The organism is Microcoleus sp. PH2017_28_MFU_U_A (assembly GCF_020738035.1).
Lineage (GTDB): Bacteria > Cyanobacteriota > Cyanobacteriia > Cyanobacteriales > Microcoleaceae > Microcoleus.
The window spans coordinates 12,898-36,677 of the sequence record NZ_JAEQCX010000098.1 but is presented as its reverse complement, the minus strand read 5'-3'; the positions used below and the strand labels follow the sequence as shown (position 1 = coordinate 36,677).

Below are 23,780 nucleotides of genomic sequence, written 5' to 3'. Positions count from 1 at the left end.
GTCGTTAGCGCAGTCCTCGAAGAGGATCGCACTTGATAGCTGAAATCCAGGCGATACGGGCGATCGCACTAGACTAAGTATGATAATCATTCTCATGATATCTAAAATGTGCTGTAAGCGCAAGCCCTAGAATTATTGCTCAGCTAGCTGATGACTCTTGAACACTTGACTGTCATCTCTTTTCCAGATTAATCCCATGTTACAAACGGGAATTTAAAACAATGTATTGAGGGCGAGTGCGATCGATAATTCCCTCCTGCTCCAGCCGACACATCAGGCGCGTGACGGTAATCCGCGTAATTCCCATCGCCTCAGAAATCTCCTGGTGAGTCAATCTCAGATCGATTAAGATTCCTTGTGCTACTTCCCGACCAAATTTTTTTGCCAACCAAGCTAATAGTTGCACCAATCTATCCCGCAGATATTCGCTACGCACAATGCAGAAAAATTCTTGAGTTTGCTGAAAGTGTCTGAAAATTTCATCTAAGGATTGATAGCACAAATTTTGAGGAATGTAACTCACTTCTACATGAGTTTTGCACTCAATTTGATAAGGTTCAATGCCTGACAGCGAGTGACCGAGTACGTCTCCAACTCCCCAATATCCGAGGGTTATTGGTGTTCCCTGTTCGCTCCAGGTCATGGTTCGGACGGCTCCCCGTTCAATTCGCAGTAAGCCGTTAAAGGGCATGGGTACTAACTGACGGCAGGTGAAAGTCTGCTGTCTGAGATTAGAGTACAAGGCTGGAGTGTAGGTTGAAAGAGTCATAGGATTTAGGTTTAGCGCGATCGCTACTTTGGATACTATTACAGTCTAAGTTAATTGATAATCTATATCAACTAGCTGGAAATTCCAATTCCGGAGTCAAGAAGGTTGAAACCCTTTGCGGGTGCTGTAAGAGACGTTTCGGAACTTGACTGTATCGGTATCTGGGTCGTACAGGGTATAAGTTGCTCGATCGGCGATCCGCCCGACATTCCCAACTCCGATCGCCCTTCGTGCAGTTGCAGACACGGTTCCAGGAGGCTCCTGGGAGTCCAAAGTCATTACCCAGTTATTGAGAATAGTTGGCTGTAATTGATACTCAAATGCTAAGCCCGATCGCCCGCAAAACAAATTATTAGCATCAGCACGGATTACGCGATCGAGCATCACAGGCGGCGGAGTCTCCGGGGTAAGCTCATCAGACGCGCTAACGGTACTCCCATGAATCAACAAACAATCCAATTCATGAAAACCAAAATTCAAAGAGCGCAACCACTCTACAGTTTTTCGGCTGACAGAATCCCAGAGCAACTTAATCGTCTCAGCACCGTATTTTTGTTGCAATTCTGTCGCATCAGGGCTAGAACCTATTCCATATAAGTTAAAACACTGTTCTTCCCACCACCCGATACAGATTTGAGGTGCGATTTCTCCTCGTTTGGGCGATCGAACTCGCTGCACTAATTTTTCGCAATCGGGATTCGGGCCGACTAAATCGCCTAAAATATACAATTCGTCAACGCGAATTCTCAGGCGTTTTATGTCAGCTAGTACAGCTTCGTAAGCTATCAAATTCCCTTCGATTCCTGTTAATATTGCCCAGTTTTTCATTGTTTATTGTTGTTGATACTAAAGGTTTTTTTCGGAGATTGTTTTGAACGAACCGCGAAGGCGCAAAGGACGCGAAGTAAGATAAAGGAAAAAGTTCTGAATCTCTCCTTTACTCTTAGTCCGCGTCGGCGGACTTCGTTTTTGTAGTAGCGGTTTCAACCGCCGATTCATATCGTTTCTGGTTGCATTGGAATGATTGAATTGTCAATTGTCAACTGTCAACTGTCAACTGTTTATCTATCTCTCACAAACATGAGTCGGATCGTCAGCTCTTTCGGCATATTCCAAACCTCTAGCCAAACGCCAAGCAAAAATCGGCGGCAAACCTTTTTCAATAATTGCAGCGCAAGTAGTTTGATAGTCATATTCCACTTCTCGCAATATCACCTGTTGCGCGTCAACATCATAAATCACATAGGTAGCATTCGGTCTACCGTGGCGCGGTTCTCCTACAGAACCAACATTCACAATCCGCTTTAAAGGAGCAGTAAAACTCAAATCTTTGTCTCCTTCAATGCTTGGCCCGCTGACTCTAACCTGCATATTTCCAGCATCTAAAGTACGGACATATGGTACATGAGTGTGACCGCAAAACAGCACATCAGCACCCGCAGAAAATACCCGCTCTAAGGCAGAAAAAGCATCCATTGTCGGCAGTAAATATTCATGATTGCTGTGAGGGCTACCGTGAACAAAACACATATTGTCTTCTCGCAGACTGTGTGGCAAAGTGGCTAAATATTCTCGCGTTTCTGGGAAGATTTGATTGTTAGTCCATTCGTGAGCTAATTTGCCTCTTTTTTCGGCTAAAGCTGAGGGATAGCTGCATTCGCAGGAGTTCAAACCTTCGACGATATCTTCATCCCAACAGCCGACGCAAGTGGGAATGTCGAGCGATCGAATCATTTCTACTACGGCGTGGGGATTGGGCCCGTAGCCGACTAAATCTCCGAGACAAAAGATTTTATCGGCTTGTTGTTCGTCAATGTCTGATAAAACTGCATTTAAGGCTTCATAGTTGCCGTGAATGCAGGACATAACTGCTATTTTCATTCTGCTTCTTCTCCTAATGAAAGTGATTCTTTGACTTGTTGTTGGTAATTCAACATAATTGTTTCGGAGAGACAGCAATCTTCTAGAGTTTGTCCTAATGCTGTTTCATCAAGATTTTCGCCGACTATTTCTATGCCGCTAAATCTTTGGGGGCGGCCTTCGAGCCAGCGGGGAAGTGGCAATTCTTCGTGGGCGGTTTCTTGGAATTTGGCAGCGAAATCGAAGTAAAAACATCGCCCGTCGGCTATGTCAAAAATGCCTTTGGCTCGGTGGATTTTGCCATAGGCTCCTTGAGTCATTTCTTCATACCAAAAGAGATCGAGGCTGGCTGGATCGAGGACTTGTCCGCTGGCGGGGCTGCGCCAAATTGATAGTTTTTCCGGTTCGCCGCTAACGGCTATGCCCTCTACAATTACATCCGCCCATTGATGCCATTCGGTGTTTTTGATGTCTGGTGGTACGACAGCGAATCGGCGACTGGGGAAGCTTTGAAGCAGGTTTTCTATTGATGTTAATTGTAGGTAAAATCCCAGTTCAATGTAAGCTGAAACGCCGTTGTTTAGGTGTTTCGCGAACTCGGATTCTTGGCCGTCTGTCAGGATGGTGATTTGGGGGAATTCGGCGGCGATGCAGGTTTGGTCGATCGGCACATTGCCGGTTCCGGGACACCAATACAGTACGGGTGCTGTCTCGACGGCTAGCTGCTGTCGAATCCAGGTTGTTTTGCCACTTCCGGGCGGGCCCGCTACGGCGGTGATTGTAGGTTGACTCATAATACAATGATAATCGTTCTCAGTCAAATTAGCTCTTAGATATTTAGATTTAATTTGGCGATCGCACCCGATGCCCCTCCATAAGAGAGGTAGAGCCTCCGAACATCGGTTCCAATAATCCGATTTCCCGCGTGCCTGCCCTACACTAGATCTCTTGCAAAAATCGTTTTAATCAAATTTTGGAACGGGCAAGATGCCCATTCCACAGAAAAAAAAATTGTGGAACGGGCATCTTGCCCGTTCCTAGCTATTTTGCAAGAGGTCTACTATAATCGGGGCATCACTCCAGGAAGAAAGAAGACTTTATGCCAGCAGAAAGTTCGTATCAAGCCAGTACGTACAATCTGGAACTTGACGCAGAAATCCAGCGATTAAAAGCTCAAGTTGTGCTCAGTTGGGAAAAAGAAGCACGCACCTTAAAGTGGTTCGGTTTAGCCGACGGGATGAATGTTTTAGAAGCGGGTAGCGGGCCGGGATTTTTTACCGAACAACTTTTAAAATTACTGCCAAACAGTTTGTTAACAGCCGTAGAAATCGACCCGGTATTGCACGAGAAAGCTCTAGGATATTTGCAGGACAAAGGAGGCGATCGCGTGAATCGCATTCAAGCATCGATCGCAGATACTGGTTTAGAGGATAATACATTTGATTTTGCGATCGCCCGTTTGCTATTTGTTCACCTCCCAGATCCCGTCGCAGCAGCCAGAGAAATCTTCCGCATCTTAAAACCGAGTGGTAAACTGGTGATTATCGATAGCGATGCGGATCTATTTTGGCTGACAAATCCACCTTGGTCAGTCGAGATTGTCCGGGAGAAATTCAAACAGGTGATGGCCTCTCGGGGCGGTAATTTATGCGTAGGGCGAAACCTGTGCCGCATTCTGAAAGAAGCTAAGTTTGGTAACGTCGATTTAGAAGCCGTTGTCAGCCACAGCGATATCATCGGCATTCAAGCCTTTGAACCTTTGCTGGACTCCGGGCCGATTTTACAAATGGTCAAACAAGGGCTGATTTCCGAGTCGGAAATAGAGAGTTATCTAATTTCCCGGGATGAGTTTGCCGCTGCGGGCGATCGATCGATGATGAGTTTTTGGTTGATGGCTTGCGGGAAAAAACTCAATAGATATCTCCCATAATTTTTGTGGAACAGGCATCCTGCCTGTTCTTGAAGCTCTTTTTGCCAAATGTCTAATAGAAATATCGAATAACTCTCAAGTCGGGGGCGGGTTTATGAGATTGTCGATTATTGGCAATTATTGTTGGTGAACCCTTCTATTTTCTTCTTCTTTCTTTCTTCGTGTCCTTCGCGTCTTCGCGGTTCGTTTCTAACACAAATACCCAACCCAATTCGGCAAAACCTCCAGCGAACCATACCACCTCCCCGGAGAGCGAGGCGAATGCCAAACACCCTCCAGCACCAAATTTTCGGCCCCATCCAAAAGAGCAGCTTCAATCGGCGTAATTCCATCGCCCCAAGTTTCGCCCTTCCCCACAGTCAACTCGTAACTTTTATAGGCCAGCCAAGTTCCAAAACTAGGCTTACCAAAAACAGATTTCCCAGCAACGCAGACGTAACGCACCTGCGGGTGGAAAGCACCGGGATAATGAATTTTGACAAAATCTAGATTTTTGCGCGTCCAGCGCTCTTGAGAGACGTGTGGCGTGCCTAAACTAATTAAAGTGTTGACCCAAGGGTGAGCTTCCCACAAACCCGCATTCGACCGCACGTCGCCGTGAATTGTATAAGGCTTTTCGCCTAAATAAATCCGAGAAATCCAGCCGCCTGCGGAATGACCGATGAGATTTACTTGAGAGACGCCGTATTGCTGTAACATTTGTTTGACCGTGCGATCGAGCTTCCGCAAAATTGGCACCATCGATCGCCCGCCAAAAGTCGGCAACCAATCTGCCTTGCCCAGTGGTACTGTTACAGTTGGGAAACCGCGATCGACCAAAGATTTTTCTAATTCCCGATAGTCTGAAGCAGCAGCAAAATATCCTGGCAAAATCACGGTAGGTAATGGCATTATCAATTTTAGATTTTAGACTTTAGATTTTTCGGCCGGGGTGCTAGGATCTATTTTTCAACTTCAAAGACGCTTGCCGAAGCATCCTTTGGATGGCTAACATCTCTTGCTCGTTAAACTTTTTGCTTGGGGAATATCTACTTCTATGGCTCGCGAGCCGATTCCAACATTGTATTTTACCCTAGTTGTCGTTCACTTAGAAGACCGTTTTCTACTGGTACAAGAGCGCAAGTACGAGCAGCAGTGGTATCTGCCAGCAGGGCGAGTAGAAAAAGGCGAGACTTTGCTTGAAGCTGCTCAGCGCAATACTGTCCAGGAAGCGGGCATTCCTGTGATCGTGGAGGGAATTCTCAGGGTAGAGCATACGGTGATGCCTAGGGGCAACGTGCGCCTGAGGGTGATTTTTGTGGCTCGTCCTGAAGATAAGACGCCACCCAAGAGCAAGCCGGACGAGTTTACTTTGTGTGCTGGTTGGTATTCTCTTAAAGAGTTAGACCAGTTGTCGCTGCGCGGAGAGGAAGTTCGGGAAATGTTTCAATATATGGCAAGCGGCGCTCCAATTTATCCGATCGACTTGCTGAGCGTTGAGGGAGCTCCTTTTAAAACTTACCGCTATCGGTGGTAAAAAGAAGGAAGAAGGAAGAGGGAAGAGGGAAGAGGAAAAAAGACTTATGCAGTCAGCTTTTTAGTCATCCGTCCAAATTCCTTTCTGTAACCGAATTGGAAACAGGGGTCGATCGCAGCGGCCGATCGTGTTTAATCGATTAATGCAGTTTGCCAGCCGGGAAATGACGGTATTGCAGCGGTCTTTTTTGTGAGAAGGCACTAGCGATCGGGCAATTTCCAGGGCGATCGTGCTATGCTTGTACCTTTAAATTGCAAATTTTTTAGTTTTGACCCGCTCCCCATAAAAAAATATCGGTAACAAATAACCAATAACCAATAACCAATTCTCGATCGTCATGACTGACTCATCCTCCCTAGCCAACGCCCTTTCCGAACCGCTGCGCCAGCCTTTTTGGTGGGCAGCCCTAGCTTCTGTCGGCCTTCACGGAGTGCTCGGAGTAAGCGCCCCGACAATCTCAAACATCATCTATGGTGGTGGCAATTCCTCAAAAAACATCCCCGGTTCCGTCGGATTCGTACAACTAACTCCCGCAGAAGCCGGCCGCCTGCCACAAACCATACCACCGCGATCGTCTAATAAGCCGTTTTCGATCGCACCAGTTCCCGTTCCCACCTCCCCAAAGTTAGCTCCCCCTTTGCCCCCTCCACCGGTTAACTTGCCCGCCCTGCCACCGGGAATGCCACCTCCTGGATTCTTTGCGCCTCTCGATCCCCCTCTCCCGCCATTAACTGCCCCAGCCGCCCCGCAGTCACAAACTTCAGTTCCAACGGTCAAACCCCCCTCTCTCAAAACACCAACTTTCGTCCCCCAAGGGCCTCCCAGCGGTTTGATTTTCCCGCCATTACCCGGTAATTTCGATCGTAATATCCCCCCACCGCCACCAGGAGTAACAGGATTACCCCAGCTTCCTGGCGGCACCTCCGAAGATGAGGCAGAGACTCTCAAAAGGGTTATAGCCAGTAGAGGCGGACTCCCGCTATTCCCAGACGGAGCTCCAGTCTTTACCCCGGAATTCCCCATTGGTGGCAGGAATTCTGGGCCCGATGGAGTACCGAAATTGACTCAAAAAGATCCCAATAAACGGAATCTCATCGCAGAAACTCCCGAAGAAAGAATCAGGAGGCAACAATTTGACCAGGGACAGCAACAGCTAGAACAGCAGGGAGTTCCCGGTTCAAACTTACCCAAGGACAGAGAGACATTGCTGGCTGCTGCTAATACCTATGTTGCTTTGTTTAATGACTTCAAAAGAGCTTACCCCGACTTGGAAATGACGGGGCCGACTCCTGTGACTGTCGCTTATCCCAAAGAAGCTTGCTCGCAAAAACTCGAAGGAACGGCAGTTTTCGGAGCAGTTGTCAGCCCTCAAGGTTTGCTCAAGGCAGAGCCTAAGCCGATCGTCCCCACAGGTTACGGTATTCTCGATACTGTGGCTAAAACAGCGATTATTAACCCTAATCTGACATTTCAAGCAGCCAGCACCCACAAGCTTTACCAGTTGGCTGTCGCGTTTAAATACGACGAAAAAGTTTGCAGTGGCATTCCTGTCACCCCATCCACAACCCCAACCAGGCCCACAGGCCCGCAGCCGCTAGCGCCAGCCCCGACAGCACCCAAGCCAACAGGCGAACAGTCCCCAGCCCCTGCGGAAGTGAAACCCCAGTTTGAGAAGCCACCGGCGCCCTCTAACAAGCCGCAACCAGGGGCCCAACAGTCGCCACAGCCCTCACCAAAACCCGCAACCAAACCGTCGCCCTCACCTCAACCGAAACCCGCCGCCGAACAATCTCCTTCTCCCCAACCGAAACCAGCCCCCGAACAGTCCCCGCAGCCAGAAGCTGCACCTTCTCCCGCCGCTGAAGTGTCCCCCTCCCCAGAAGCTGCGCCTTCTCCCGCCGCTGAAGTGTCTCCCTCGCCAGAAGCTGCGCCTTCTCCGGAATCTACGCCTTCTCCCGCCGCCGAAGTTGCGCCTTCTCCTGCGCCTTCTCCTGCTACGGCCAATTAATTGTTAATTGGGTGGGAATTGGTATTTGGTAATTGGCGATCAGTCAGTAGGGTGCGTCAGTTGCAATATTTGTTGCCTAGCAAACCAATTTATATTTGCTGGCGCACTCTACATTTTTAACTGGATCTGACCTAAAAAAATCCCACCCAATTACCAATTCCCCATGCCCCATGCCCCATGCCCTGGGAAGGCCAATCCCTCCGCTTCACCCAATTCCCCATGCCCCATGCCCCATGCCCCATGCCCTCTCAATTGTATTGGACTTTATACATTTGGAATAAGTCGCCGTTTTGTTTTTTTACTACTTTAGCGCCTGCCACTTTAATCATTTTTTCCCAGTCTTCTATTGTCTCTAAGAATACTTCGCCTGCTCGATAAGTTTCCAGAATTGCCCAATCTTCTGCTAGAGGTGCATTGGGATTGAGGACATCAAACACAAAATGACCGCCTGGTTTTAATACTCGCTTCACTTCTGCCATGACAATAGCCCAATAATCTATGGGAAAATAGCAACTAAAGCCTGTGGCGATGCACAAGTCAAATTGATCCTCTTCGTAATTTAAGCGATGGGCGGGAGCCAATTCTACGCCTTTAAATAGCTTGGAATTAAGTTGAGGGCCGCGAGCGTTTAAGGCATCTCGGGCGGCGCTGCTGATTTCTTGACCGTAAAAAAGGGCTTCCCAATCCCGCCAAGGATAGATCAGAAAGCTGACTCCGCAGCCAATATCTAAACAGCGCTGATTTTTTTGGGGTTTGGCAATTTTCCAGAAGGGAGAAACTGTTTTTTGTTGCAGTGTTCCGGCGACTGATTCCAGGAAAATCGGCATTGCTTCGACTTCTTCGGGTAAGGCGAATGCTTCTCCTCGATATTCGCGATCGAACCGAGATGCAACCTGCGATAGTAAAGCTTGCCAGCTATCTGATTTGTCTTTGGCAAACCAAGTCTGCTCTTGACCTGCTGCTGGGCGTTCCGACTTTTTAGACATTCTTTAATTACCAAGAAATTGGGTCTAAAGCCCCGTCCTTCTAGGACGGCTTTAATTTTTTAATTATTGCACTATTCCATTTCTATCTACCATCTTAGCCCTAGATAAGCTATTATAGAGATATGCTAAACATGACCTACGAGTACAAACTAGAACCCACTTCATCCCAATCTCAGACCTTTGACCACTGGTTAGAAGTCTGTCGCAAGGTGTGGAATTATGCTCTTAGAGAGCGGAAAGACTGGTACAACTCAAGGTCATGTGCAATCAACGCCTGTAGCCTAAAATCCGAATACATTATTCCCGTTGATAGCCCTAGACCAAACTTTGCCGTGCAGTGCAAATCTTTGACCACCGCTAGACAAAGTAATTCAGAGCTAAAAACTGTCCACTCCCAAGTATTGCAGCAAGTTCTCAAGCAATTAGAGAAAGCCTTTACTTCTATGTGGGAATCAGGTTTTGGCTTTCCGAGGTTTAAGAAGAAAGGCAGAATCAGAAGTTTCCTGTTCCCTACTCCTAATCAAACCGTAGTAATCGGGAATAGGATTAACCTACCCAGTATTGGCTTAGTTAAGTTCAGAGATTCTAGACCTATCCCTGATGGTTTTGTAGTCAAGCAAATCAGAATAGTTAAAAGAGCCTCTGGATACTTTGCCATGTTAGCTTTAGCTCTAGATGTAAGTATCCCTACTACCATGCCTCATGGCTATGCCCTAGGAATCGATCTAGGTTTAGAGAAATTTCTCGCTACCTCCGATAATGAACTAGTTGCCAGACCTAAATTCTTTGTGGATGCTCAACGCAAGCTGAAATCGCTGCAAAAAGTAGTCAGTCGCAAAAGAATCGGGTCAAAAAACTGGCAAAAAGCTCAAAAAAAAGTAGCAAGATACCATCAACATATCAGTGACAGTAGGAAGGATTTCCATTTCAAAACCGCCCATCATCTCTGTAATCAAGCAGGAATGATATTTGCTGAAGATTTGAATGTCAAAGCAATGGCAAAAGGGATGCTCTGCAAGCACACTCTAGATGCGGGATTTGGACAATTTCTATCTATTCTGGAATATGTTTGTTTCAAGAAAGATGTATTTTTATTAAAGGTAGATAAAAATGGTACATCTCAAACCTGCCCTCAGTGCCAGACTCATACAGGAAAGAAGCCTTTGAGCTTAAGAATTCATCAATGTCCTGAGTGTGGATATGAAGCAGATAGAGATGTAGCAGCAGCGCAGGTAGTAGTCCAGCGTGGGCTTGCAGCGGTAGGGCATACCGTCAAGATGCTTTCAGAGGGTAAAGCTACTAGGCTCCCTGTGATGAAAGAATCCCCGTCTCTTTAGAGCGGAGAGTGTCAACTTCTAGAGCCTTTGAGTGCTTTTGTAAAGTTTTGACGGTAAGGCTTATTAAAAATTAACGCGGGCCACAGCAGCGACAGTTTCAGCTTATTTGCAAAACTTCTGTCGAAATTAGTGCGATCGAAACCATTCCAAAATTTCCAAATACCGCCGCCGTAAGCGACTAGCAACACTAATCCAATTAACGGTTCCATTAAATAACCCCCTAAGCGAGTGATTGGATTTTTCGTCAGCGAGCCTGTATCGCTATTCTTAATCTATCATTTTTCAACTGCTCTGGTGCAGAGATACGCCCTTGTAATTCTACCTTCAGCTAGAGACTTGAAAATCCCCGATCGCCACAGACTGAAAAATATAGCAGAAGGAAGAAGGAAGAAGGAAGAAGGAAGAAGGAAGAAGGAAGAAGGAAGAGGGAGGAAGGAAGAGGGAGGAAGGAGGAAGAAGGAAGAGGGAGGAAGGAAGAGGGAGGAAGGAAAAAACAAGAAGCAATATTCAGCAAGGGTTTCAGCAATTAAGAACAGTCCAGTCGTCGGCTGCGGTTGCTATAAAAGCCAAGCAGATACCTTTCAGGGTGCAAGATGCAAGAAACGACTTCTGGCAAAAGTCGATGATTCTGAGGATTTACGCAACATTCCCTACAAATTGGAGTTCTATCGCGCCCTTTCTCAGATTCCACCCAAAAGTTGAAATCGGTGGCTGTTGGGCGACGGCTTCTCCTTCCTGGATTTCTGAGACGTGGGATAACTCAAAGATAATTAACACTGATAGTTAGTACCCCACAGGTTACAGCAGGCAAGCTTTTTCTAGCGGACAATAACGGTAGAGAGGTTTCTAAGTAAGGAGGATTGTTTATGCGTGCTGTGCTGATGGCTGGGGGGTCGGGAACGAGGCTCAGACCTCTGACGTGCGATTTACCTAAACCGATGGTGCCGATTCTGAATCGCCCGATCGCAGAACACATTATCAATTTGCTAAAAAGGCATAATATTACGGAAATTATTGCGACGCTGCACTACCTTCCCGATGTCATGCGCGAATATTTTACCGACGGGACAGACTTTGGCGTTCAAATGACCTACGCTGTGGAGGAAGACCAACCGCTGGGTACGGCTGGTTGTGTCAAAAATATTGCGGAATTGCTCGATCGAACTTTTCTGGTCATCAGCGGCGATAGCATCACAGACTTCGACTTGACAGAAGCTATCAAATTTCACCGCAGCAATAAATCCAAAGCTACGTTAATTTTAACTCGCGTTCCCAACCCAATGGAATTCGGGGTAGTAATTACGGAAGAAAATCACCGGATCAGTCGCTTTCTGGAAAAGCCTTCTAGCAGCGAAATTTTCTCCGATACCGTCAATACCGGCACTTACATTTTAGAACCAGAAGTATTGGACTACCTGCCGGCAAATCAAGAGTGCGACTTCTCGAAAGACTTGTTTCCGCTGCTGTTGGAAAAAAACGAGCCGATGTACGGTTACATCGCGGAGGGTTACTGGTGCGATGTGGGCCAGTTGGATGTTTACCGGGAAGCTCAGTATGACGCATTGCGGGGAAAGGTCAAACTGGATTTGAGCTACTACGATGAAGTTCGATCGGGACTTTGGGTAGGTCAAAATACTTTTATTGACGATAGCGCGATCGTCGAAGTACCTGCCATGATCGGCAACAATTGCCGAATTGGAGCCCGAGTTAAAATTAACGCGGGTTCAGTAATCGGAGATAATGTGACAGTCGGGGCTGATGCTAACATTAAACGTCCGATCGTCTGGAATGGAGCAATTATCGGCGAAGATGCTCATCTCAGGGCCTGCGTGATTTGCCGCAGTACCCGCGTAGACAGGCGCGCCCACGTCCTCGAAGGTGCTGTCGTCGGTTCAATGTCCATTGTCGGAGAAGAGGCGCAAGTCGGCCCTAGCGTGCGAGTCTGGCCGAGCAAAAATATTGAATCCGGCGCTCTGTTGAATCAAAATTTAATTTGGGGAGAACAAGCTAAACGGAATTTGTTCGGCCAGCGGGGCGTTCAAGGACTGGCCAATGTGGATATTACCCCGGAATTTGCCGTTAAATTGGGCGCGGCTTACGGCTCAACTTTGAAACCAGGGGCTTCGGTATCGGTTTCTCGGGATCAGCGCAGTATTTCGCGGATGGTTTCGAGATCTTTGATTGCGGGTTTGATGTCGGTGGGAATTAATGTAGTCAATTTGGAATCGACGGCAATTCCGATCGCGCGCACGGTTTCGTCTACGATCTCAATTGCTGGCGGCATTCACGTTCGGATTTCGCCCGATCGCTCCGACCACATTTTAATTGAATTCTTCGATATCAAAGGTATCAATATCACTAAAGCTGCGGAGAAAAAAATCGAGGGCGCTTATTTTAAGGAAGATTTACGCAGGGCTCTGATTCCCGAAATTGGAGATATGTCGTACTTTAACCAAGCACTCGACGTTTACAACCGGATGTTTGAGCGGCAGATGAATGTTGAGGCAATTCGCTACAGCAATTCTAAGGTGGTGATCGATTACGTTTACGCGGTTTCCGGAGCAATTCTGCCACAAATGCTCGCCAAATTCGGCTGTGATGCGGTGGTACTCAATGCCAGTCTCAAGCAGACTTCTCTGAGCAACGGAGAACGGGAATATTTGCTCGACCAACTCGGCCGGGTGGTAAAAGCACTCAGCGCTAATTTTGGCGTGCAGGTGTCTGCGAACGGCGAACAGCTCATTTTGGTAGACGAGTCGGGAATAGCGATTCGTGGGGAAATGCTGACGGCGCTGATGGTAAATTTGATGCTGACTTCCCATCCCAGAGGTACAGTAGTAGTACCGGTGAATGCGTCTTCTGCGGTGGAGGCGATCGCCCGCCGCTATCAAAGCAAGGTAATCCGCACTAAGGCAAACCCAAGTGCATTGATGGAAGCCTCTAACAGGAACCCGAATGTGGTTTTGGGCGGTAGCGGCAATATGGGTTTTATTTTCCCGCAATTGCATCCGGGGTTTGACGGAATGTTCTGCATTGCTAAAGTGATAGAAATGATGACGATTCAGGAGCGATCGCTCGGACAGATCAAAGCGGAACTTCCCCGCGTCACCCACCGCAGTTACAGCGTCCGCTGTCCTTGGACGGTAAAAGGTTCGCTCATGCGGCATTTGGTAGAAACTCATTCGCCCGATCGTTTAGAATTAATAGATGGAGTGAAGATTTTTAACTACAGCGACGACAATTGGGTATTAGTTTTGCCCGATGCTAGCGAACCCACCGTTCATATCTTCGCCAACAGCGAGGACAGAGATTGGGTATCTGAAACTTTGAAAGAGTACCGCGCCCTCGTTCACGATTTTGTGACCCAAAGCGAAGAGGCGGTTCGACAAGATAAATTTGGTAATGGGTAATTGGGAATTGGGAATTGGGAATTGGGAATGGGTAATCGGTAATGGGTAATCGGGTATTATATTATGTCCGGTTATGCAACGATAATTCAGTTCTTAGTAAGGACTTTAGTCCTTATTAATTCATATATAAAGAGAGGACTAAAGTCCTCACTACAAACCCTCGCTTTCCCAATGACTAATTCCCTCTTTGCCCAATTCCCTCTTTGCCCAATGCCCAATTCCCAATTCCCAATTCCCAATTCCCATTTAAGTTATGAATAGCTGCATTTTAATGGCGGAAATAATTCAACAACCGCAACTCCGTTATACTCCAGACAATCAACTTCAAATCGCTGAGATGCTGGTGCAGTTTCCAGGGTCGAGACCTGAAGATCCGCCAGAACATTTGAAGGTGATAGGATGGGGCAATTTAGCTCAAGAAATTCACGACAAATATCGCGAGGGCGATCGCGTGATTATTGAAGGGCGGCTGGGTATGAATACGATCGACAGAGATGGTATCAAAGAAAAGCGCGCTGAACTGACAGCCCAAAGAATTTACACTCTCGGCGCCGATGCGATGAGCGCTGCACCCGCAGCTAGAACCGCCCCCGAACCCGCTCAAATTCGCGACACCGCCCCGGCTAATGTGCCGAGCAATGTCGTTCCCATGAGTTCCCGAGGTCGCAGTTCTAACAGCGCTCCAGCCCCTGCTAACCGCCCGTCTAGTTCTGATTGGAACTCGCATCAGTCTTCTGAGTCCGATCGCAAGCCTGGTTCCTCAAGCGAAGCTGACAATCCAGATTACGATCCGATTCCGTTTTAAGAGCCGATTCCGTTTTAAGAGCCGACGGCGAATAGATCCGACGGCGAATAGATCCGACGGCGGTTGAAACCGCGTCTACACAGGCAAAACCCGCCTCCGCGGGTTGAAAAACGGGTGGTTAAATTTACGTTATTTTCTTCAGTCTGCGGAGGCAGACTTCGTTTTTGTAGACGCGGTTTCAACCGTACGTCATCGTTTGTAGACGCGGTTTCAACCGTACGTCTTGGTTTGTAGACGCGGTTTCAACCGTACGTCATCGTTTGTAGACGCGGTTTCAACCGCCGTTTGATCCGATCGCACAATTTCCCGATCCGATCGCACAATTTCCACCCCAAAAACGCGAGCAAACTCAGCAACAACGATCGCCCTAACTCGATCGACCTCAATCCCCGGAATAAACTGCTCTAAACTACCAATCGGTCGATCGGGAATCCCGCAAGGTACAATTTGCCCAAAACCTGCCATATCCGGGCAAACATTCAAAGCAAAACCGTGCATCGTAATCCAGCGACTGACTTTAATGCCGATCGCACCCACCTTGCACCCATCCACCCAAACCCCAGTCATTCCCGGAACCCGCGAACCCTTCAGCCCGCAAACTTCCAGCACTCCCAAAAGCACTTCCTCCAACTGCCGCAAATACCAGTGCAAATCCTGCTGGTGGCGGCGCAAATTTAAAATAGGATAGCCCACCAACTGGCCAGGACAATGGTAAGTCACCTCCCCGCCCCGCTCAACTCGGTGCAACTCCGCATGAGTTTGGCTCGGGTCAAACTTCAGAAATTCCAACTTCGATCCCAGCCCCAAAGTATAAACCGGCGGATGTTCCAGCAAAATCAGCACATCAGGCAAATCTGGATTGTCCCGGCGCTCTTGCACCAGTTTTTGCTGGATTTCCCAAGCTTGGGAGTAGGGTACTTGTCCCCAATCGAGGAGCAAGCACGGTTCGGGGATCGCAGGTTGATGAATGAGAGGGGAAATCATGAAAAAAATCAACAGTGTTTTTACGGAATATTTACGCAGTTAAAATCAAGAATTGTCAACATATGAAAAAAGATTTGGAAGATAAGTGTTTTCTAGAATACATAGTGCTATTGTATAAACTATACCCACGTTACAGAAGGGAGGGAGCTCTATGAAGCTTGTTATCCAGGGTAAAAATATAGAAATCACCGATGCCATTCGCGAGTACGTCAATCAAAAAGTTGAAAAGGCAGTTAGCCATTTTCAAACTTTGACGACGGAAGTGGATATCCATCTATCGGTGGCTCGTAACCCCAGGATCAATCCTAAGCAGACTGCTGAGGTGACTATCTATGCTAACGGCAGCGTGATTCGGGCTGAGGAAAGCACGGAAAGCCTGTATGCTAGCATCGATTTGGTCGCAGACAAGATAGCTCGTCAACTGCGGAAATTTAAGGAAAAACGCCACGACAACAAGACCCAGAGTAGTGCCAAAACGGTTACGGCAGTTGAAGAACATCCTGTAGTAGCAGATTTGATTGGCGATCGAACTCCCGAACTTCCACCCGAAGTAGTACGGACAAAGTATTTTGCCATGCCTCCAATGACTGTGCAAGAAGCTTTAGAACAATTGCAGATTATCGACCACGATTTCTATATGTTTCAGAATGCAGAAACAGGCGAAATTAATGTGCTTTACGAACGCAAGAGTCAAAGCGGCTATGGAGTTATCCAGCCTCGCAATGCTAACGGCCACGGTAATAGTAAGAATGGCAAAACCGCCCACAACGTAGCACATGAAAAATCAGGTGCTGCGAAAGGTTAGATAATTGCTAATAGCAAAGAGAGGACTAAATTCCTCTCTTTGTCTTACTCTTCCTCTGTGTTCTCTGCGCTCTCTGCGGTTAAATCAATCCGATCCAATCATATCTAACCTTTAATACCTTCCAAAGTTTTGAGAGACTCAGCAACGTGCGCCTTAAAATCCAGCATTGAGTCAAAAATATGCTTGACAACACCTTGTTTGTCAATGACGTAAGTGACTCTACCGGGCATAATCCACATGGTAGCTGGAACCCCGTACAATTGCCGCACTTTATTGCCAGTATCGCTCAACAATGTGAAAGGTAACTGATATTTGGTAGCAAATTTTTGGTGAGACTGCTGCGAATCATCGCTAATCCCAATTACTTCTGCACCTGCGTCTTTGAAAACTTCATAACTATCACGAAAAGCGCAAGCTTCCGCAGTACATCCGGGCGTGTCATCTTTGGGGTAAAAGTAGACGATGACATTTTTTTTGCCTTTAAAATCCTTGAGACTGACTGATGAGCCAGTTTGAGATAATAAGCTAAAATCCGGTGCGATGTCTCCTACTTTGACAGTCATATTTATTTAAGTGAGTGTTTTGTTTATTGATTATTATACGGTAGTTACGGGAAGAGGATTTTGAACCGCAGATGAGGGCGGATGAACGGAGATGAACGCAGATGGGTTAATTGGCATCTTTTGATAAAATCAAGTTGAGCACGTTCAACTCGTTGGAGCTCAACAGGTACTTATCTGTGAACATCTTGGCTCGACTTTGTTCTAAACTGTAGCTTCTAAACACTATAAATGGGAAGTCTTGGTACTTGTGTCCGATCGGCATTACACTATCTACAGGATACATTTCTCGCATATAAGCCGACAAAATATCCCGAAACTGCCTGTCTTCCGGTTCCTCCAGCCCGCTGTCAGCAAAATACTCCTGCATTTCCTCCCCGCTAACGAAAGCAAACAGCGGTATGGCATAATAGCGATCGAACTGTTGGCTGAGTTGTTCAAAATACTGAGTTTTCTCCACATCGCCGTTGAGAAATTGCAAAAGCTCGATCGCACCTCCTCTTATAGCCGATCGTACATTCTCCGGGTACGACTTGCTATCCCTAATTAGACGCATTTTTTGCAGCAACCCATTATCTCTACATTTCTGAATTTGTTCGCGTAGTCGCATCTGGTATTTTTCCAGCAAATTTTGATTAGCTAGAGGCACTACTAACAAACTACCACAAATATGACCAATCTCTAGATGATCGTAACTCAGCAAACCATCCAGCGGATTGCACTTCTCCAAAAACTTCTTGTTAAAATCATCCCGCATTTCCAGATAGGAATCGCCCTTCTGACGAGAGTTATCAGAATTCGTCAAAACAAACTCCCCACGAGCCAAAAGCTCTTCTAGACTTGTATAAACCTCCTTTAGCAACCTATTTCCTCGGATGCTTTCGCTCTTTAGCGTTTTAATCAGAGAAGCCATCTTGTTACTAAAAGTATCTCCCACTGCGGAAACCGACTTACCACCAATCGGAATCATCACAAACTTTTCCCTACCTAAATAACCATATCCGACAATTCGCGTCATCACCGCCGTCTTCAGAATTAGCAGTAAATTCAACAAACTCAACTTACTTTCTTGTAGGGAAAGTTCCGCATCATCAGCGTAATAAACTGCTGTATCAGACACGTAAAAAACTAACTCCTTATCTTCACCATCAAGAGTTTTCCCCTGTTTATCTTCGCCGCGCCCCCGATAAATTACCTGTATCACTTCCATCAGATTTTTCTCAATCTGGAAGTGAGCAATATCAACTAAAATGTGCTTCGTTTTCGGAAAAGATAAGCCGCGACTTCCAGATGCAGTCATAAAGATTACTTTAGCTGTATCTTTGCACTCTTGTATTTTTGCTTTCTCCTCTTCCGAGATATTCGCATGAATTTCTAGATAATCTTCAAACTGATTAAATTCTCGTTTTTTTTGAATTTTATCAATCAATTCTGCCAATCTTCGCTTATTTTGAATATAGACGATAATTTGTTGGACATCAGCTTTGGCTAATCGCTGATTGATATCCTGAATTATTTCAGACTGTACTCTTTTTACTAAATTATTATCCTCCTTTAAAGACGCATCTTCATTATATTTAACAGCTTCTACAAATACCTTATAAGTTATCTCTAAACTGCGGGCTGGATAAGAATTGGCATTAATTACCGTTGCGGCTAGCCGTTTGAATTCAAAAGGAGTAACTTGTAAAGGTTCAATTACATCCGAATTTTTAGCTAACTTTTTAAAATAGATTTTATCTGGTTCTGGGGATGTATTTTCAAGGTGTTGTTTAATCACATCAGGGTCAACAATCGAAGCATCAGCTACAATAATTTTAGTATTAAAACCATGTTGTGGCTTATGCAACTCATGCTTTTTAACCATCTTGGCAATTCCGGCTAGAAACTCAACGCCACCATCATCTCCTGTAATTTCATCTATCATAATGAAGATGTGTTTGATGCGCCTAGATATTTCTTGCATCTTAGTGGGAATGACTAATTTTTCTCGTTTGTTGTAAGTATCTTGAAATATCTGTTCTAAATAATCAAGGGTACTTTGTCGGTTTTCTTTCATCCTTAAAGATTGGATGGAAACCGTAGCTACAATATTATTAGAAGTTTGACAGTTGATTAGGCTATAAATTCCATTACAAATGCTATTTAGCACTCCCATAGTTTTGAGGCTAGCTGGTTCAATTACGGTTTCATTTTTTCTGGCAATTTGCCGTTGGTAATTTTCTTTTACCTGATTTTCTGAATTGTCTTTGAGAAAATTAACCGTTTTTTGTGCAAAGTTTTCGCTGCGGCTATTCGAGTTATACTTGACTGTACGCTTTCCCGAATAACTGGCGATAATATCGGAGTTTGTGTTAATGCAGAATAACCGATTATCGCACAGTAAACCAGTCTTTTTATCCTTAAATTTCTCGATGATATCTAAGTTTACTTGCTTGCGGGGACTGACGTATAAGAATAGGAAGCCGTCGTCAATATGGCTTTTCAGAAAATTTGCGATCGCAGTTGTTTTACCTATTCCCGGATTCCCAGTCAAAAAGATATAAGTTGCATCAGATTGAAGCGCTTTCACAATCAATTGGGCGTGAGCATTTCTCAAATGCAAGCCGCGATCAATTTGCAATTCATCTGCCATTTTATCTGATATAATATCAATGGAATTAACAAAATTATCGATCCGTTCAGTATGACATATAGGTTTAGTAACATTTTTGTCTATTGCTAACACAGAATCGACAAACTTTCGCCCTTCTTGGAAAGTGCGAGACGCATTGAGTTCGATTACACCTAAAACTTCGGTGCGAGAATCACTAATTTCTTTGTTGGTAACTTCTTTTTTGTAAATTTCGGCGCAAGTTGTTAAGAGCTTGAGTTTGTCCTGGCGTAGGGAAATTGTGCTAATATTGCGATCGCCATAACCCACCACATTCAACAAAACCTCAGCATCTTGTCCCAGGATACCTGTTTGTTGCAGAAATCCATAGAAGCTGTGAGCATAGCTACCAGCTTGAATTAACTTAGTGCTTTCCTTATCCTTATACTTAAAAGCTGTGAAATAGCCTTTCAAATCCTCCGAGAAATCAACACCCAAAGTGCTAGTATCCATCCGCAGATTAGAAAACACACTTTTGGAGCGTAAATAGCTAATTTCTCTGAGCAAATACTTCCGAATCACCTCTATTTCATTGATATCCTCCGGTTTGGGAGCGAGAGTCGGAGAAAACACAGACAAATCAACGCAGAGAATTCTAAAATCATTCCCATATTGTAACAGCATCAGCGTATCAGCCTGCAAAAACTCGCCTTTTTTCGAGTAACGGCGGATGTACGAGTTAATCTGATCATCTAATAAACTAATTCTGGCAGTTGTCAACTGAGATAATAGCTGTTTAAATACTTTTTTTTCATCCTTATTGTAGGTTCTAATACTATTCTCATTACTAAAATTGCACTGACAATATACAATCTCCAACCGCCCCAAAGTCCAGCCTGTAGATTTGATGTACTCCCGGAAAAAGTTCAACCCACCAAGAAAGCCTTTTTGGACAAAAAACAAACTCCATTTCTCAGCGATTTCAGTATCTAAACTAGCCAGCAACTTAGCTTCTCTGATCATTTCCGCCATCATCTTTGGCAATTTTAGCTGCTGTAAATCCAGACGATAGGAATCTCCGAAATTATGAGCTAGCTTTTCCTTTTGGATATACGCCAGAATCCCGATATTGAATCCAACCTCAAACAGCCGTCCAAAATCTTCACTAATCATGATTGCGTACCTCCATCACCGACATTCAAGACTTCTCTTACCTTATTCAAAAAAGCCAGCGAGTTAAATTCTGCATTCCCACCCGCATGATTAAATATAGATAAAGCACCAACAGAATCATCGCCAATAATCCGCTCATAGGGATCTAGTTTCAAACTAATATTTTGGCGCGCTTCATACCTAGAAAAGTGGAAGATGGTAAGATAATGCAGCAAAGTATCTTTGATTTCACCAGCATAAATCAAATCTTCGTGAAGGTCTTGGTCATCCAGAATCCCATCATATATATGCAATAGTGTTGAGTAGGAAATCACGCCGTTGTAAAAGTTTTTTTCTCCCGGCTGCTTGACTTTAATCCCGTTAAACAAGTTGAAAAATATCACAGCTTGCTGATTGCCTTTTGCAGACAATCTTTCAAGCTCCATTGCATCTTGAATGTAAAAAGATTTGCCTTGATCGCCTAGGAAACTGCGGACAAAGTATTTATCAAAAAACATCGGATAAATTTTGATATCTCGGCGCTCTCCCTTCAAAGTTCGGAGCATTTTTTTTGACATGAAAGACAATTCCTCATCTTCCTCAGTCTTGGTAATGTGCAGCGTACTCATGTAAGGTGCTTGGGAAATATATGCGAAATGCCGATATCCTTGGTTATAAAGCTGACTCATCACATCTTCAAGAATTACAGGTTCAGTATAAAGGCGGCTGACGCTGTAATTCTCGGAAAAGGTTTTCAGCATTTCAACTTGAATTGTGCTGTCGTTTAGCTGATTGATTCCGACAACTTCTCCGATTAAGCTGGCTTGTCTTTGGAAGCGGTTTTGATTACCTCTTTTTGCATCGCTATCCCGACTGGAGACGACAATAATTGCTAACTTATCCAACTCTGGAGATAGCTGCACATTGTCGAAGCAAAACTTTTTAGGAAGGATGGAATACATCGAACTCAAACCGTTACGGACACGGAAACCATCAACTCTTTCTCTAATCCGAAATCCTTGAGAAGTTGAGCGGTGTTTTTCACTCAAAATGTGAGATAATGTTTTAGAAACGTTAGCCATAAATTCTTCTGATGGCGAAGGGTGTTTATGGACGCCTTCATGGAGTCTCGCCATTGGAATAAATAAGTTTTCCGCCTTATTTTCTAGTAGTATTCTCATGCAGATATAAGACAGCAGCAACATGGTAAATTTATACACAAAAGCCGCCGCAGGTTGCAAACCTTTATCGCCGCTGTCTAGCCGTCTGTCGTCATAGGGAAACAAGACTAATTTGGTATTAAAATGGTTTTTGTAGATGTCTCTAGAACGCTGGGCTTTAGGTGCAGAAAGTACAGGCAAAACATCGACACCTTCGATATTATACTCCATGCTGAAAGTTTGGCGTTCATCTGTGGGGAAATAACGCACATCTTCGATGGTAATATTAACTGGTAATTGACAGATTACTGTTTCGCTGACAGTCGGCGGTTCGATGGCAATATAATGGAGTGTTTGCTTATAATTTCGCTCCATAATCTCATTGAAAAATTTACCATTCGTCAAAATATTGTCAATGTTTTCTAACAGACCCATTTTGAGGGTTACGTGTCTTGTTTCTGTTCGACTTGGTAAAATTGTCTGCCGTTCCAGAAAGCCTTTCAGCATTTTCTTGAGATGGCTGATTTTGTGCTTAATATTAAACTGCTTAAACCCTTTGATCAAGTTACGAAACAGCTCTCTTTTCGCCTCGTCGTCAGAACCTTTTAGGATTGGTAATACTCTTTGTTCAAAAATTGCGATCGGGTGATGATTGAGCTCAGCTTCAGCGTCGTAGTTTTGTGCTAGTGGATCGTGGCGAGAAGCAAACACAAAATAGTAGAGCAGTGCTATTCTTAAGACCTTACGGGCGAATGTTTCGGTAATGGAATCTATAGAATCTTCCCCAATTGCTGCTTGGTGTTCTTCACTATCTGGATTTAGTAAATTTAGATAATATTCAAATGCTTCTTTTCCGCCGCGTGCTTGAACCGAGTTGTTAAATTTGATTTTGAGACCAAAAATAAATTTACGTTCGCTTTGAGGAGTATCGGTGCTTTCTCCCAAGCAACCTGCTACAATTGGGATAATTGGCAGTGCATCTAAAACTTCCGCTCTAGCAAAAATTTCTCTGTAATTAAATCGGAATCCTGCATAATTTACTTCGTATTCGCCATCGGCTTTACTGCTATCGTTGATATATTTTTCTAGCAATCTGAGCCGGCGAATCAAGTCTTCTAAATAGATGATGCCTACAGTATCTGTGCTGCTAGCGCGGATGTGTTCTAGCAGATACTCCAGATAAGTAATTTTTGCTTCTTTGTTAATTTTTCCGAGGGTTTCTTTGTCTACCAGTCGGATCAATTTGTAAAAATCTGAGTCTGGATTTTTGACCATCTCATCCAGACGATGGCTAAGTTCTTGCCTATCGTCGCTAGTATCGGCATTTTCCCTAATGTAGTTTTCCAAACCCTCTTTTAGCTGTTGTTCAAAAACATCAGTATTTCGCACCGCAATCGTCAATTTATGCAGCTTTAAAGTGGCGTGGCTACCAGAATCGAGAGGTTGCAAAGTTAGCTTTTCTTTTTCTAAAGAAGGGTGGCGTTTGCCAAAATCGTATTTAAAGCCTAACTCTTGACCATTTCCCCGAAAAGATGGGGAACTTAAAGGAGTAATTAAGCTAGTGATAAACTTTTCTATAGAAGCATTTTGTGGCAATTTAGATTCTAAGTGTTGTCGCAAACACTCTTTGATCTGCTTGATTCTGTCGCCAAAATGCTCCTCAACTTCCTGCGGAAAGTTCACAGTAGCACAATCTGCTTGGCGTTCAAAGGAACCCAAGGGTTTCCGCACTTCTATTTTGGCAACGTCAGCAGCAATGGTATCAATATCGATAATTAGACGACGGGAATCGTCCGACACGCTAAAGGGATTGTTTCCCTGCAAAACTTCTAAAATTTTGTCCAGCAAATCACCATAATCCACTGGAACTAAATCGCTGTCGTCCAATCTTAAGATGTTCACCCT

General features: G+C 45.0%; 19 protein-coding genes. 8 read left to right on the top strand and 11 right to left on the bottom strand.

Annotated elements, in window-relative coordinates; translation table 11 throughout:
* Positions 1-199: 199 nt before the first annotated feature.
* The 4 genes from JGK14_RS23790 to JGK14_RS23775 all read right to left on the bottom strand — a co-directional run bounded on the left by JGK14_RS23790 (position 200) and on the right by JGK14_RS23775 (position 3,423).
* A complete protein-coding gene (locus tag JGK14_RS23790; RefSeq protein ID WP_293183503.1) occupies positions 200-769 on the bottom strand; it encodes a Crp/Fnr family transcriptional regulator in 570 nt (189 codons plus the stop codon).
* Positions 770-865: 96 nt separating this feature from the next.
* Positions 866-1,597: a metallophosphoesterase family protein gene (locus JGK14_RS23785; protein WP_293196504.1), complete on the bottom strand. Its 732-nt coding sequence runs from the start codon at positions 1,595-1,597 to the stop codon at positions 866-868.
* Between the two features lie 237 nt (positions 1,598-1,834).
* Positions 1,835-2,650, bottom strand: coding sequence for a metallophosphoesterase family protein (locus JGK14_RS23780; protein WP_293212846.1), 816 nt, complete (start codon positions 2,648-2,650; stop codon positions 1,835-1,837).
* On the bottom strand, positions 2,647-3,423 hold the full coding sequence (locus tag JGK14_RS23775; RefSeq protein ID WP_325315564.1) for a GTP-binding protein: 777 nt from the start codon (positions 3,421-3,423) through the stop codon (positions 2,647-2,649). Before JGK14_RS23775 ends, JGK14_RS23780 begins: the two co-directional genes overlap by 4 nt.
* Positions 3,424-3,728: 305 nt before the next feature.
* Between JGK14_RS23775 and JGK14_RS23770 the strand changes: the two genes are divergently transcribed.
* Entirely contained in the window at positions 3,729-4,559 is an 831-nt protein-coding gene (locus JGK14_RS23770; RefSeq protein ID WP_293183495.1) for a class I SAM-dependent methyltransferase, read from the top strand.
* Positions 4,560-4,748: 189 nt separating this feature from the next.
* Here the strand turns inward: JGK14_RS23770 and JGK14_RS23765 are convergent, their stop codons facing one another.
* Positions 4,749-5,450 (bottom strand): esterase/lipase family protein, encoded by a 702-nt coding sequence (locus JGK14_RS23765; RefSeq protein ID WP_293230953.1) that lies wholly within the window; start codon positions 5,448-5,450, stop codon positions 4,749-4,751.
* A gap of 145 nt (positions 5,451-5,595) precedes the next feature.
* On the opposite strand from JGK14_RS23765, the gene JGK14_RS23760 reads away from it, so the two are divergent.
* Positions 5,596-6,075, top strand: a complete 480-nt coding sequence (locus tag JGK14_RS23760; protein ID WP_293149848.1) for an NUDIX domain-containing protein — start codon at positions 5,596-5,598, stop codon at positions 6,073-6,075.
* 337 nt (positions 6,076-6,412) lie between these two features.
* Positions 6,413-8,083, top strand: coding sequence for a hypothetical protein (locus JGK14_RS23755; RefSeq protein WP_325315563.1), 1,671 nt, complete (start codon positions 6,413-6,415; stop codon positions 8,081-8,083).
* A gap of 248 nt (positions 8,084-8,331) precedes the next feature.
* Here JGK14_RS23755 and JGK14_RS23750 read toward each other — a convergent pair whose 3' ends face one another.
* Positions 8,332-9,069, bottom strand: a complete 738-nt coding sequence (locus JGK14_RS23750) for a class I SAM-dependent methyltransferase (protein ID WP_293204791.1) — start codon at positions 9,067-9,069, stop codon at positions 8,332-8,334.
* Between the two features lie 131 nt (positions 9,070-9,200).
* On the opposite strand from JGK14_RS23750, the gene JGK14_RS23745 reads away from it, so the two are divergent.
* Positions 9,201-10,406, top strand: a complete 1,206-nt coding sequence (locus JGK14_RS23745; RefSeq protein WP_442921475.1) for an RNA-guided endonuclease InsQ/TnpB family protein — start codon at positions 9,201-9,203, stop codon at positions 10,404-10,406.
* 11 nt (positions 10,407-10,417) lie between these two features.
* On the opposite strand, the gene JGK14_RS23740 is transcribed toward JGK14_RS23745, so the two are convergent.
* On the bottom strand, positions 10,418-10,615 hold the full coding sequence (locus JGK14_RS23740; RefSeq protein WP_293149854.1) for a hypothetical protein: 198 nt from the start codon (positions 10,613-10,615) through the stop codon (positions 10,418-10,420).
* A gap of 19 nt (positions 10,616-10,634) precedes the next feature.
* Between JGK14_RS23740 and JGK14_RS23735 the strand changes: the two genes are divergently transcribed.
* From JGK14_RS23735 to JGK14_RS23725, 3 genes are all read left to right on the top strand, one after another.
* On the top strand, positions 10,635-11,108 hold the full coding sequence (locus JGK14_RS23735) for a hypothetical protein (RefSeq protein ID WP_325315562.1): 474 nt from the start codon (positions 10,635-10,637) through the stop codon (positions 11,106-11,108).
* Positions 11,109-11,272: 164 nt separating this feature from the next.
* The gene (locus tag JGK14_RS23730) at positions 11,273-13,816 is read left to right on the top strand and encodes a mannose-1-phosphate guanyltransferase (RefSeq protein ID WP_293189925.1); all 2,544 of its coding nucleotides are present in this window, start codon (positions 11,273-11,275) and stop codon (positions 13,814-13,816) included.
* 253 nt (positions 13,817-14,069) lie between these two features.
* A complete protein-coding gene (locus JGK14_RS23725) occupies positions 14,070-14,621 on the top strand; it encodes a single-stranded DNA-binding protein (RefSeq protein WP_293183479.1) in 552 nt (183 codons plus the stop codon).
* 210 nt (positions 14,622-14,831) lie between these two features.
* Here the strand turns inward: JGK14_RS23725 and lipB are convergent, their stop codons facing one another.
* Positions 14,832-15,605, bottom strand: coding sequence for a lipoyl(octanoyl) transferase LipB (gene lipB / locus JGK14_RS23720; protein ID WP_293183477.1), 774 nt, complete (start codon positions 15,603-15,605; stop codon positions 14,832-14,834).
* A gap of 151 nt (positions 15,606-15,756) precedes the next feature.
* On the opposite strand from lipB, the gene hpf reads away from it, so the two are divergent.
* Entirely contained in the window at positions 15,757-16,410 is a 654-nt protein-coding gene (hpf, locus tag JGK14_RS23715) for a ribosome hibernation-promoting factor, HPF/YfiA family (RefSeq protein WP_293183475.1), read from the top strand.
* Between the two features lie 104 nt (positions 16,411-16,514).
* Here hpf and JGK14_RS23710 read toward each other — a convergent pair whose 3' ends face one another.
* The 3 genes from JGK14_RS23710 to JGK14_RS23700 form a co-directional block, all read right to left on the bottom strand.
* Complete coding sequence (locus JGK14_RS23710) at positions 16,515-16,973, bottom strand: peroxiredoxin (protein WP_293183473.1); 459 nt, start codon at positions 16,971-16,973, stop codon at positions 16,515-16,517.
* Positions 16,974-17,079: 106 nt separating this feature from the next.
* Complete coding sequence (locus JGK14_RS23705) at positions 17,080-20,736, bottom strand: ATP-binding protein (protein ID WP_325315561.1); 3,657 nt, start codon at positions 20,734-20,736, stop codon at positions 17,080-17,082.
* The gene (locus tag JGK14_RS23700) at positions 20,733-23,777 is read right to left on the bottom strand and encodes a hypothetical protein (protein ID WP_293216161.1); all 3,045 of its coding nucleotides are present in this window, start codon (positions 23,775-23,777) and stop codon (positions 20,733-20,735) included. The genes JGK14_RS23705 and JGK14_RS23700 overlap by 4 nt, the downstream gene beginning before the upstream one ends.
* Between the last annotated feature and the right edge of the window lie 3 nt (positions 23,778-23,780).